Consider the following 11332-nt stretch of genomic DNA (forward strand, 5'->3'; position numbering starts at 1 on the left):
GGCCGGCGTCAGGCGGGAATCAGCCGGATCAGACCGGGTGCCTGCCCGGTCACATAGCCCGTCCCCTCGCCGACCACACCGCCGGCGTCCCCGACCGGGCCCTGGAGGCCGTCCGGTACCGCGTCGAGCGCTCCGCCGTGCTGGAGCGGGCCGGTCAGATTCCCCTGGCCGCCGATCGCGCTGGCGTGTGCGCTGGGAGCGGTCAGGGAGGCCACGACGCCCACGGCGAGCGAGGCGACGGCGAGCATGCTGCGCTTCTTCATGCCCCGCCCAACGATGCTCCGCCACCCGGGTTACGGGTGCCGGCGGGAGTCCACTCGTTCTTGTCCGGCCACCCCGGCGCGAGCGGCCCGCGGGCACCTTTCCGGTGGCGCGGAGCACAGGACGGCGGTGGGATGGGGAAGGGTCGGAGATTAAACCCGACAAAACAGCACATTGACTGACCAAGTCGAGGCAACCGCGACAAGAAGGGCACCTGATGTACGCAGCCGAGCTCACGCCAGCCGTCCTCGCCGAGCTGCGCCGCCCCCGGCGCTACCCGGCCGTCTCCGTTCTGCTGCCCACCCACCGCAGCGAGCCGGACAACGCCCAGGACCCGGTGCGCCTGCGCAATCTGATCGCCGAGGCGAAGAACCGGCTGCACGCCGACGAGGCGGTCTCCCGGGCCGACCGGATCGACGTGGTCGAGCAGTTGGACCGGGCCCTGACCGAGGTCGACCTGGTGCACGCCGAGGACGGCCTGGTGATCTTCGCAGCGCCCGGTGAGCACCAGGTGTGGTCGCTGCCGCGCACCGTGCCCGCCCGCGTGGTGCTCTCCGAGACCTTCCTGACCCGCAACCTGGTCTCCGCCTACACGGCCGGCGCCCCGTACTGGGTGCTGACCGTCGCCGCCGACCGGGTCGCCCTGTTCAGCGGGGCCGGGCCGCGGCTGGTCGAGCACGCCGCGGACGGCTTCCCGCTGGACCAGGTCCCGCCGGACTGGGACGTGGAGCGGAAGGAGCGGATCGGCGACGTGCCCAGCACCTTCCGCGACGAGGAGACCCGCCGGTTCCTGCGTGAGGCCGACACGGCGCTCGCCACCCTGCTGGAGGCCGACCCGCGCCCGCTGTACGTGCTCGGCGAGGCCGCCGCGCTCGCCCTGCTGGACGAGGTGGGCGCCGCCGCCAAGCGCGCCGCCGCCCAGGTGCCCAGGGGCGGCCTCGGCCACGCCCAGCCCGCCGCCGTCGCCGAGGCCGTCCGGGCCACCGTCGCCCAGCAGGAGCAGAAGGCCGTCGCCGAACTGCACAAGCGCCTCGACCAGGCCCAGAGCGACAAGGGACTCGCCGCCGGGATCGACGAGGTCTGGCAGAGCGTCGCCGAGGGCCGGGCCGCCGTGGTGGCGGTCGAGGAGGACTACTGGGAGCCGGTCAGGGTGACCGACAACCACCTGGTGCCCGCCCCCGCCGGCGAGCCCGACGTCCGCGAGGACATGGTCGACGAGATCGTCGAACGGGCGCTGGACACGGGGGCCAAGGTCCTCTTCGTCCCCGCCGACGAACTCGCCGGCCGAGGCCGGATCGCCGCCGCCCTGCGGTACTGACCGACGCCCCGCCCGCCCCGCCCTTCGGCCCCGGCCTTGCCAGACCGGGGCCGACGGCATGTCCGCCGTCGTGGGGCCGGGGTCGGTGTGGCCGGCGCCGGTGCCGCTGACCGTCGGTGATTGCGGTGGACCGGCTGCCGGGCGTGCGCGGCGACGCTAGGGTGCTGCACGGATCGGGGCGCGGAGAGGGTGGGGGCGGCATGCGATTCCTGTTCGTGCACGGCACCGGGGTACGGCGCGAGGGGTACGACCCGCTGTTCGAGCTGGTCGCCCGCGAGCTGGGTGCCCGGTTCCCGGACGCCGGGGTGGAGCCCTGCTACTGGGGGGACGAGTACGGCGCGACGCTGAGCGCGGGCGGCGCCTCGATCCCGGGCTTCGCCGGCCTGTCCGGCGGCGGCCGGCCGGAGCCCGTCGAGCCCGCGGGGCTGGTCGGCCGGGCGGACGGCGGCTGGACGCTGCTGTTCGTCGATCCGCTCTGCGAGCTGCGTGTCCTGGCCGAACCGCCCGGCGAGGACGACGGGTTCGGCGCGCCCGGCACTCGGACGCCCGGGCAGGCCGTCGGCGAGCACCTGGCCGCGCTCGCCGCCGACACCGTCGATGCCGACGCCGTTTCCGCCGCCGCCGACCAGCTGACCGCCGTCCTGGCCGCCACCGGTCTGGCCCGGCACCTCCCCGGCGCCCTCCAACGGCTCGCCGCCGCCGAGGAGTTCACCGGGGCCTGCGAACAGGCCGCCGACCCGGCGGCGGCCGCCGAACTCACCGCCGTCACCGCCCGCGCGCTCACGGCCGAACTGCTCACCGCCGCCGGCTCCGAGGCGCTCTGCACCGCCGAGGAGCGCGACCGGCTGGTCGAACTCCTCGCCGACCGCCTCGGCGGCGCCGCCCGCGGACCGCTCGGCCGGACGGCGGGCGTCCTCGGCAAGCTCGGGATGCGCCTCGGCGGCCAGCGGCTGCTGGACCGTCATCGCGGCGCCCTGACCGTCGGCGCCACCCCCGCGCTCGGCGACATCCTGCGCTACCAGGCGCGCGGCGGCCCGCTGCGCGCCTACCTGGCGGAGCGGATCGCCGCCGCCCCGGGCCCGACCGTTGTCATCGGGCACAGCCTCGGCGGCATCGCCCTGGTGGACTCGCTGGCCCTCGCGGCCGCCCGCCGGGAGGCACCGGAGGGGCTGCGCCTGCTGGTCACCGTCGGCTCGCAGGCCCCCTTCCTGCACGAACTCGGCGCGCTCAACGGCCTTGAGCCCGGCGCCGCCCTGCCGCCCGGCTTCCCCGCCTGGCTGAACGTCTACGACCCCGCGGACCTCCTCGGCTACCGGGCCGCCCCGGTCTTCCCCGGCGATGCCAGGGTCACCGACCACGAGGTGACCAGTCGGCAGCCGTTCCCGTACTGCCACAGCGCCTACTTCAAGCTCCCCGCCCTGTACGACCGGATCGCCGCCGCCGTGGCCGGCGCCGCTTCCTGAGCCGGGGTCGCTCCGTCGGCCGGCACGTCGCCTGACACGTCGTCCGCCGGAGTCGCCGGGTGACCCTCGCCGCCGACGTCCCCCGTCCGCTGCCCGACCGGGTGTTCGCCGTCGGCACCGAGGCGTGCCGGGCGGGCTCCGAGCCCCCTTACCGCCCCGCTCACGAGCGGCAGCACCGGCCCCGGCGAGGGCATGACGGGGTGGGGCATGGCGGTACCGCCTCGGTGAAGAGCGTGGCGGGGGAGCGGGTCAGCCGCGGCGGCTGCCCGGGGCGGCGGGGGCGTTCCCGGTGACGCGGACCGAGCTGAGGATCTGCTGCACCGACTGCAGGGTCCGCTCGGACGGCTTGTTCAGACAGGCCTTCAGTTCGACCACCGTCACCTGGTCGGCCTCGGTGACCGTCCGGTGGCCGAGGAGGGCGAGGGTGCCGCCGAGGCCGAAGCAGTCCTTGTCGAGCCCGGCTTCGGCCGCCGGCTCGCTGGTTCCGGACAGCTTGGCGGCGAGGGTCTGGTCGTCGATCAGTCCGATGGCGATCAGCGCGCCGTCTTCGCCCAGTTCGTCGGCCGGTGCCGTGGCGCACGCGCTCTGCTTCGCCGTGCAGGACGGCCTCACCGTGAGCGGCTGGGAGGCCAGGTAGCCGGTGCTCCGGCGCGGGTCGGCGGACGGGATGAGCAGGGTGGACCAGCCGATCGGCATGTAGACGACCAGTCCGCCGAGCTCCGGGAAGCCGACGGGCCGCACGGGGTATCCGAAGGCGCCGCCGGGCCCGGCGGAGGTCGGGGCCGGCGAAGCGGTGACGGTCGGGGAAGCGGCGGCGGTCGGCGCCGGCGGCGTGGCCGCCGGACGGATGACCCCGGCCGGCGGCGCGGGCGCGATGGCCGGGGCGGCGGCCAGTGCGGCGGCGACCAGACCGGTGGTCAGCCCGGCCGCGAGCCCGGCGGTCCGCCTGCGGCGACGGGTCCGGGCGGCGCGTTCGAGGACCCGGTCCAGCAGGTCGGCCGGAGGCGGGAGGTGGGGAGCGGCCTGCCGCAGCAGGTACCGCAGCTCCTGCTCCTCCTCCGTGTCGGCGGCCGAAGACCCGCCGGAGCGGCCGGAGCCGGGCCGCTCGAAGCCCGAGCGGTCGAACTCCGAGCGGTCGAACTCCAGGGGGCCGGACTCCGGATGGGTGCCATCAGATCCCGTCACGGCGTCCCCCGTCCAGCATCAGTTCCCGGGAGGGCAGCTTGCCGCGCAGCGCCTGCAAGGCGCGATGGGTCTGGCTCTTGACCGTCCCCGGATTGCAGCCCAGCGCCTCGGCCGTGTCCTCGACGCTGAGGTCCTCGAAGTACCGCAGCACCACCACGGCCCGCTGGCGCGGTGGCAGCGCCCGCACGGCCGCGGCCACCACCTGGCCGACCACCACGTCCTCGAACGGGTCCGTGTGCACCGGGGACTCCGGCAGTTCGCCGTGCGGCAGCTCCCCGTGCCAGCGCCGCCGCCACCAGGAGACGTGCGAGTTCACCAGCACCCGGCGCACGTACGCCTCCGGCCGGTCGATGGAGATCTTCTCCCAGCGGGGCCAGACCTTGGCCAGCGCCGTCTGCAGCAGATCCTCGGCCAGATGCGGATCGCCGGTCAGCAGCCAGGCCATGCGCAGCAGGCGTGGGCTGCGGGCGGCGACGAACTCCTCGAAGTCCGGTGTCGCGTCCCTCATCGTGCCGCCCCCGCCATGGTGTTCCCGTCGTTCCTGTCAGCAGTGCCGGCCGTGCCGGCGGTCGTGGTGTTCGTCTCACGGCTGCATGAACGCGATGGGAGTCCGTACGGGTTGCCTGCCGAAGGCGGCCATTTTTCCGGACGTGTTGGACGGCCCGCGAGCCGGCCGGAACTCGGCCGGGCGGCGGGCGGGCCGTGGGCACCACGATGCGCCCGCCGGTCCCCACCGCACAGGGGCGCGTGGACGGCGCCCTGGCGCACCGCCCCGGCGCGCCGGGGCAGCACGGCGTACCCGCCCACGACGGACGGGCCCGGCCGGGTCAGAGCGTCCCGGTGCCGCGCGGCGTGCCCGCCGGCCCGCGGACGGCGGGTCCGGCCGGATCGACCGGTGTCACCGTCCAGTCCGGGTGGCCCGGCATCGGCGGGGTGCGCCGCCCGTAGAGCCAGTCGGTGAGGAAGCCCGTCAGGTCCTCGCCGGAGACCTCGGAGGCCGTCCGCAGGTAGTCGGCGGTGGTGGCGGTGGCGTACCGGTGCCGTTGGAGGAAGGCCCGCTCGATCCGGTCGAAGGCGGTCGCCCCGACCCGCTCGCGCAGCGCGAACAGCACCAGCGCGCCGCCGGTGTAGCGCTGGCTGTCGAAGAGGTTCACGGCGTTCGGCGCGGCGACCGGCCCGGAGTCGTGGCGCCACTGGTCGCCCCTGGCGTAGAGGTCGCGCATCCGGTCCGTCAGAGCGGTGAAACCGCCCGGGTCCGGCCAGCCGCGCTCGTAGCGGTACATCAGGCCGTAGAAGTCGGCGTGGCCCTCGTTCAGCCAGAGGTCCGCCCAGCTGCGCGGCGAGACGCTGTCACCGAACCACGAGTGGATCAGCTCGTGCATCATGTGCGAGCCGATCGCGGGCTCGGGCCGGCGCAGGAAGTCCGGTTTGTAGAGGGTGAGGGTCTGCGTCTCCAGACCGGTGAAGCCGAAGGCGGCCGGGTCGTCGCTGTTGACGGGCAGCAGCCCGTACGTCTCGAACGGGAAGCGTCCGAGACGCTGTTCGGCCCACTCCAGCTGGGCGGGGGTGAGCGCGAGGGCCGGCTCCAGACCGGCGGCGCGGGCGGTCGGGACGACGTCCCGCAGCGGGAGCCCGTGCGGGCCGGAACGCTCGCGCACGGTGTAGTCGCCGACCGCCACCTGCAGCAGCTCCGTCGCCATCGGCTCACGCGACACGTACCGCCGGGTGGTCCGCCCGTCGCCGGCCGGTTCGGTGGCGGCGAGCCGCCCGTTGGCGACGCCGAGCACGTCGTCCGGCGCGGTGACACTGATCGTGAAGCGGGCCTTGTCGCTCGGGTGGTCGTTGCAGGGGAAGACGGTGTGGGCGCTGTCGGGCTGTCCGGCGACGGCGAAGCCGTCGGGCGTGGGCACCCAGCCGGTGTGCGGCAGCCGGGCCCCCGGGTCGGCCGTGTAGTCGACGGACACCCGCAGCAGGGCGCCCCGCGGCACCGCCCTGGCCGGAACGACGGTCAGCTTCTCGTCGTGCGTGCGGAACGCCGCGGGGCGGCCGTCGACCCGGACGCTTCGGACGTCCAGCCCGAGCGCGTCCAGTTCCAGGTCCGGCAGCGCGGTGAGCGCGCGGGCGGTGAGCACGGTGCGGCCGTCCACGGTGCGGGTGTCGGGCCGGTAGTCGAACGAGAGGTCGTAGGCGAGCGCGTCGTAGCCCGGGTTGCCGAGCGCGGGGAAGACCGGGTCGCCGAGGCCGTCCGCCGCCGCGGCGGACGGCACGGTGGCGCAGAGCACCGCCGAGGCGAGCGCGAGGGCGACGGCGAGGCTGGAACGGGTCCTGGGGATGGTGACCACCGCTTTCGTGTCCTGCTGTTCGGGCCATGGGCCGGGTCCTGGGTGACCGGCGCCGTTGAGTGACATTACGGACACGGATCGTAGTGGAGGGGCCGGGCGGTCCGGGACGCCTCCGAGGCCTGCGGCGTCCCCCGAACGGGTCAGTCCGGTAGCCGGTCGGCAGCGGACTGTCATAACGTTCGAAGTGCTCCGCCCCCTGACGGACGGGGCCACGGCCGTCGGAGAACCTGGCCAGGTCCGGCGGCCGTCCTTCATGTCCGGGCCCGCCTGCCCGTAGGCTGGGCGGCTGCAACCCACGCTGACGTTCCGGACCGGCAGGAGCAGCCTTGACCAGCCCCGCCCCGAGCTTCCTGGTGATCGGTGAGTGCGTCGCCGACATCGTCCGTACGGACGGCGCGCCCGACCGGGTCCACCCCGGCGGCAGCCCCGCCAACGTCGCGTACGGGCTGGCGCGGCTCGGGCTGCCGACCGCGCTGCTCACCCAGCTCGGCGCCGACCCCAACGGCCGGCTGATCCGGGCACACCTGGAGTCCGCGGGTGTCACCGTCCTCGCGGACGCCGAGGAGGGTGCCCGGACGCCGTCCGCGGTGGTCGAGCTGGACGAGCAGGGCCGGGCGCGCTACACCTTCGACATCGGCTGGACGCTGACGCCGCGCGATCTCCCGTACACGCCGGGCCACTTGCACATCGGGTCCATCGCGGCCGTCGGAGAACCCGGGGCGTCGGCCGTGCTCGCCCTGGTGGAACGCCTCCGCTCCCGGGCCACCGTCAGCTACGACCCGAATGTGCGGCCCGCGCTGATGGGCGAACGGGAGCAGGCCGTCCGGCGGGTCGAACGCTGCGTGGCGCTCAGTGACCTGGTCAAGGCCAGCGACGAGGACCTGGCCTGGCTCTACCCGGGGCAGGACCCGGAGCAGGTGGCCCGGCGCTGGCTCGGCCTCGGCCCGGCCGTGGTCGCCGTCACCCGGGGCGGTGACGGCGCCTTCGCCCTCACCGCGGACGGGCGGCGGGTGGAGGCGGCCGCGGTACCCGTGACGGTCGCCGACACGGTGGGCGCCGGTGACGCCTTCATGGCCGCCCTGTTGCGCGCCCGCCACTCCGGTGCCGCCCTCGCCGAGGCGCTCGTCGAGGCGGTCACGGCCGCCGCCCTCACCGTCGCCCGGGCCGGCGCCAACCCGCCCGACGCCGGCGAACTGCGCGCCGCTCTGCGCGCCTGTGCGCCGGGCGTCGGCTGAGCCGGGCGTCGGCTGAGCCGGGCGCCTACTGGTCCGCCGGTGCCGCCGGTGCCGTTCGCGGCTCCGGTGCGCCCAGCCAACGGGACTGCTGCGCCTCGGAGTCGAAACTGCGGGCGGCGGTGAGGACGCCGGTGAGGTCGGGGTGGCGGCCGAGGAGGGCGTGGGCCCGGGTCAGGGCGTCCGGCGTGAGCCGGCGGGTGAGACCGAGGTGCGGGGACCAGCGGCCGGGGACGTAGTGCGGGTCGGGTTCCTCGGCGTCGGCGAGGATCTGCCAGACCCGGTGGTGGAGCAGGATCAGGTCCACGGTGGGCACGACCGACCAGGAGAGCACCCGGCGCCTGCTGCGTGCGGCGAAGGAGAGCAGGCCGGTCAGCCGGACGGTCAACGGCAGTGCGTCGGCGAGGAGTTCGTCGAGCCGCGCCGGGGCGTCGGCCGGCATCCGGGCGCAGGAGGCCAGGGTGAGGTGCGGGCGGTGGTCGGGGTGGGTGTTGTGGGCGAGGCTGTCCACGCCGCCGTCGGCGAGCGTCTGCCAGACCGCGCGTACGGCGCGGTCGAAGGAGGCGTCGCAGACCAGCTCAACGGTCTGCATGGGCGGGCGCCGTGATGTCCTTGCCGTACCAGACCTGGGCGTACGGCCCGCTGCTGTACGCCGGGATCTCGCGGTATCCGTGTCGCGAGTAGAGCGCGCGGGCCTCGACCAGGTCGAGCCGGGTGTCCAGCACGATCCGCTCGGCGCCGAGCGCGCGGGCGGCCTCGTCCACGGCGGCCAGCAGCCGGGCGCCGCCGCCGGTGCCGCGCAGACCGGGCCGGACGAAGACCCTGGTCAGCTCGACCGTGCGGGCGTCCCGCACCCGCAGACCGGCACAGGACTGGGCCTCGCCGCGGTAGCGGCCGAGCAGGAAGAGCCCGGTGGGCCCGGCGAGGTCGTCACTCGGCGAGCCGGCCAGGCCGGCCTCGATCTCCTCGGGCGTGCCCTCGCGGCCGAGGTGCAACCGGTAGTACCGGTTGGCGACATCGGTGTAGTACTCGCGCAGCAGCGCCAGCGCCTCCTCGGAGCCGACATCGGCCCGGGCGACGGCCCAGGGATCGGTGGTACGCGGCGCACTGTTCGTCATGCGCGCATTATCGGTGGCGGCCCACCCCGCCCGCGAACCGTTTTCCCAGGCCGACGAGGGTGCGCCCCAGGCTGCCGAGCGTGAACCCGAGCCCGGATCCCGGGCGCACCACGCGGGGCCCGCGCTGCTGCACCGGGTGCACCCCGGACGGGGGCTGGTGGACGCGGACTTCGCCGTGCTGGCCGCGTGGGCGGAGGGTCTGCGGGGCGGCTCCCGTGCTTAGCCCGCGGGGGTGACGAGGGGGTTGGCCGAGGGGTGGCACGGGGGAGCAGTGCTGCATGGACAAAATGGCAGATAATCAGATTAATGGGGGATCGAAGGGCCGTCACCGAGCAGGCCGCCGGGCCGGGGCCGGTCTGGTGGCGGCCGTCTGCCTGACGGCCGTGATGGCGGGCTGCGCCGCACCGTCCGGGCAGGGCGGGCGGCCCTCCCGTACCGCCGCGAGCACCGCCGCCGCAGCGGACGAGAGCGAGGCGGCCGACCGTGGCGGGCCCCGGCCCCCGGCCGCGCCGCTGGGGATGCCGGGCCTGGCCCGGCAGGAGGAGGAGCGCGGCGGTGAGGCGCTCGCCCGCCGGGAGGCCGCCGTCCGGGCCAGGCTGGAGGCCGTCCACCGCTGGGGTCTGGAGCGGGTGCCGCTGCCCGCGCCGCAGCGTCCGGCGAGCAGGCCGGAACTGCGGCCGGCCCAGGGCGTGAAGCTCAGCGACGGGCGGCCACCGGTGGTCTACCGCGTCCCGACCGACGAGAAGATCGTCTTCCTGACCGTCGACGACGGCGCCGAGAAGGATCCCGCCTTCTCCCGGATGGCGAAGGAACTGGGGATCCCGCTCAGCACCTTCGTCGCCGACTACCTGGCCCGCTCCGACTACGGCTACTTCCGCAACCTCGCCGCCCAGGGCGCCGCCGTCAACAACCACACCATCAACCACCGCAACCTCAAGGTGCTCGGCTACGACGTGCAGCACGACGAGATCTGCCGCCAGCAGGACCAGCTGGAGCAGCAGATCGGCGCCCGCCCCCGGCTGTTCCGGCCGCCGTACGGCGAGTACAACGACGACACGCTGCGCGCCGCCGCCTCCTGCGGCATCGAGGCGGTGCCGCTCTGGAACGAGGAGGCCTTCCCCGACCGCATGGAGTACCGCTACGCCGACCAGCGCCTGCACCCGGGCGACATCATCCTCACCCATTTCCGGGGCACCGACCTCTGGCGCGGCACCATGCCCGACCTGCTCCGCAAGGTCGTGAACGACGTCACCGCGCAGGGTTTCGCGCTCGCCCGCCTGGACGACTACCTGTAGGCCCGTCGGCGGGGCGTCACTGGAGCGAGAGGGCGTCGAGGTAGACCCAGGCGCCCTCGTGGCGGACGAAGCGGCTGTGCTCGGTGAGGACGCCCTCCTCGCGGCCCTCGGTGTAGTGGGCGCGGAAGGCGACCGTGCCCTCGCTGTGGAAGGGGCCGCCGTCGGTGCTGGAGAGCACCTCCAGCCGGACCCAGCGCAGCGCGGGGTCGAAGTCGACGGTGGCGGGCCGGGTGTCGGGGTGCCAGCTGCGCAGCAGGTACGCCTCGTCCTGGGCGGCGAAGGCGCTGAACCGGGAGCGCATCAGGGCCTCGGCGGTGGCGGCCGCGGCCTGGCCCCGGTGCAGCCGGCCGCAGCACTCGGCGTAGGCGGCGGGCAGCCCGCACGGGCAGGGCGAGGAGGGCAGCAGCCGGGGGGCGGTGGCTCGGGGCGTGGCGCGGGCGGCGGAGCGGCGTCGGGACATGGCGTCCATTCTCGCCCCTCGCCGGAGTGCCCCGCGCCCTGGCCCGCTCACGCCCCGCTCCCCGCCCCGTTCCGGCGGTCAGCGGGCCCGGTCGAGGAAGCGCCGCAGGCGGTCCGCGAGGCCGCCGGACGGGACGGTCGCCGCGAACCAGGCGGCCTCGACGGCCAGGCCCTCGTCGATCGGCAGGCTGATGCCGCGGGTGACGGCGGCCGTGGACCGGCTGACGGTGGGCTGGGAGGAGCACTCCCGCAGGCTCGCGGCCGGCCCGGCCTGAGGCCTGTCCGAAGGAGGCCGACCCGCCGGTCCCGCGCGCCGACACCTGAACCCGGACAGCCCGGGCAGGCCCGCGCGAGGACATGGCAGAGGGAAAAGAGCAGGTCAAGGCGGAGACGCCAAAGACGCCGCGCGACCGAGAGCTGACGCCTCGTCCGTTGCTGCGACGACCGTAGCGTCAGAAGACCAGGATGTCACGGGCACTGACAATCTGTACGAAATCGTCAACGAACCGTCACACCTCGGCACCGTTGAGTGGTGAAGAGAAAGTGATCTTTCCGGCATATCGAACGAGTGACGGAAATGTGCTGGTCATCCGGAGATCTTTACCCCACCATCTCCGAGGGCACACCGCCCATTTCTCGCCGACCACAAGTCGGCGCAG

The 11332-nt window shown here is 74.9% G+C and carries 12 protein-coding genes; 5 read left to right on the forward strand and 7 right to left on the reverse strand.

All coding sequences use genetic code 11. From position 1 onward, the window contains the following. Positions 1–8 precede the first annotated feature (8 nt). Positions 9–263 (reverse strand): hypothetical protein, encoded by a 255-nt coding sequence (locus tag ACIP82_RS10625; protein WP_363614401.1) that lies wholly within the window; start codon positions 261–263, stop codon positions 9–11. Positions 264–478: 215 nt separating this feature from the next. Between ACIP82_RS10625 and ACIP82_RS10630 the strand changes: the two genes are divergently transcribed. Together ACIP82_RS10630 and ACIP82_RS10635 are read left to right on the forward strand one after the other, a co-directional pair. Beyond that, positions 479–1579 (forward strand): chemotaxis protein, encoded by a 1101-nt coding sequence (locus ACIP82_RS10630; protein WP_363614399.1) that lies wholly within the window; start codon positions 479–481, stop codon positions 1577–1579. Positions 1580–1779: 200 nt separating this feature from the next. Continuing rightward, complete coding sequence (locus tag ACIP82_RS10635) at positions 1780–3042, forward strand: hypothetical protein (protein ID WP_400652825.1); 1263 nt, start codon at positions 1780–1782, stop codon at positions 3040–3042. A 249-nt stretch (positions 3043–3291) separates the two neighbouring features. Here the strand turns inward: ACIP82_RS10635 and ACIP82_RS10640 are convergent, their stop codons facing one another. The 3 genes from ACIP82_RS10640 to ACIP82_RS10650 all read right to left on the reverse strand — a co-directional run bounded on the left by ACIP82_RS10640 (position 3292) and on the right by ACIP82_RS10650 (position 6635). After that, positions 3292–4227: a hypothetical protein gene (locus ACIP82_RS10640; protein ID WP_400652827.1), complete on the reverse strand. Its 936-nt coding sequence runs from the start codon at positions 4225–4227 to the stop codon at positions 3292–3294. Then, positions 4214–4735, reverse strand: coding sequence for a SigE family RNA polymerase sigma factor (locus tag ACIP82_RS10645; RefSeq protein WP_363614394.1), 522 nt, complete (start codon positions 4733–4735; stop codon positions 4214–4216). Before ACIP82_RS10645 ends, ACIP82_RS10640 begins: the two co-directional genes overlap by 14 nt. A 319-nt stretch (positions 4736–5054) precedes the next feature. After that, entirely contained in the window at positions 5055–6635 is a 1581-nt protein-coding gene (locus ACIP82_RS10650; protein ID WP_400653043.1) for a M1 family metallopeptidase, read from the reverse strand. Between the two features lie 260 nt (positions 6636–6895). Between ACIP82_RS10650 and ACIP82_RS10655 the strand changes: the two genes are divergently transcribed. Continuing rightward, positions 6896–7804, forward strand: a complete 909-nt coding sequence (locus ACIP82_RS10655) for a carbohydrate kinase (RefSeq protein ID WP_400652829.1) — start codon at positions 6896–6898, stop codon at positions 7802–7804. A gap of 25 nt (positions 7805–7829) precedes the next feature. Here ACIP82_RS10655 and ACIP82_RS10660 read toward each other — a convergent pair whose 3' ends face one another. Both ACIP82_RS10660 and ACIP82_RS10665 read right to left on the reverse strand, forming a co-directional pair. Next, the gene (locus ACIP82_RS10660) at positions 7830–8393 is read right to left on the reverse strand and encodes a 2'-5' RNA ligase family protein (RefSeq protein ID WP_400652831.1); all 564 of its coding nucleotides are present in this window, start codon (positions 8391–8393) and stop codon (positions 7830–7832) included. Further along, on the reverse strand, positions 8380–8919 hold the full coding sequence (locus ACIP82_RS10665; protein WP_400652833.1) for a GNAT family N-acetyltransferase: 540 nt from the start codon (positions 8917–8919) through the stop codon (positions 8380–8382). Before ACIP82_RS10665 ends, ACIP82_RS10660 begins: the two co-directional genes overlap by 14 nt. Between ACIP82_RS10665 and ACIP82_RS10670 the strand changes: the two genes are divergently transcribed. Further along, positions 8918–9142, forward strand: coding sequence for a hypothetical protein (locus tag ACIP82_RS10670; protein WP_400652835.1), 225 nt, complete (start codon positions 8918–8920; stop codon positions 9140–9142). The two genes, ACIP82_RS10665 and ACIP82_RS10670, sit on opposite strands and share 2 nt — an antisense overlap. A gap of 136 nt (positions 9143–9278) precedes the next feature. Beyond that, positions 9279–10214 carry a polysaccharide deacetylase family protein gene (locus ACIP82_RS10675; protein ID WP_400652837.1) on the forward strand — a complete coding sequence of 312 codons (936 nt, stop codon included), beginning with the start codon at positions 9279–9281 and terminating at the stop codon, positions 10212–10214. A 16-nt stretch (positions 10215–10230) separates the two neighbouring features. On the opposite strand, the gene ACIP82_RS10680 is transcribed toward ACIP82_RS10675, so the two are convergent. Continuing rightward, positions 10231–10674: a YchJ family metal-binding protein gene (locus ACIP82_RS10680; RefSeq protein ID WP_363614384.1), complete on the reverse strand. Its 444-nt coding sequence runs from the start codon at positions 10672–10674 to the stop codon at positions 10231–10233. Between the last annotated feature and the right edge of the window lie 658 nt (positions 10675–11332).

The sequence above is a fragment of the Kitasatospora sp. NPDC088548 genome (genome assembly GCF_044753005.1).
Lineage (GTDB): Bacteria > Actinomycetota > Actinomycetes > Streptomycetales > Streptomycetaceae > Kitasatospora.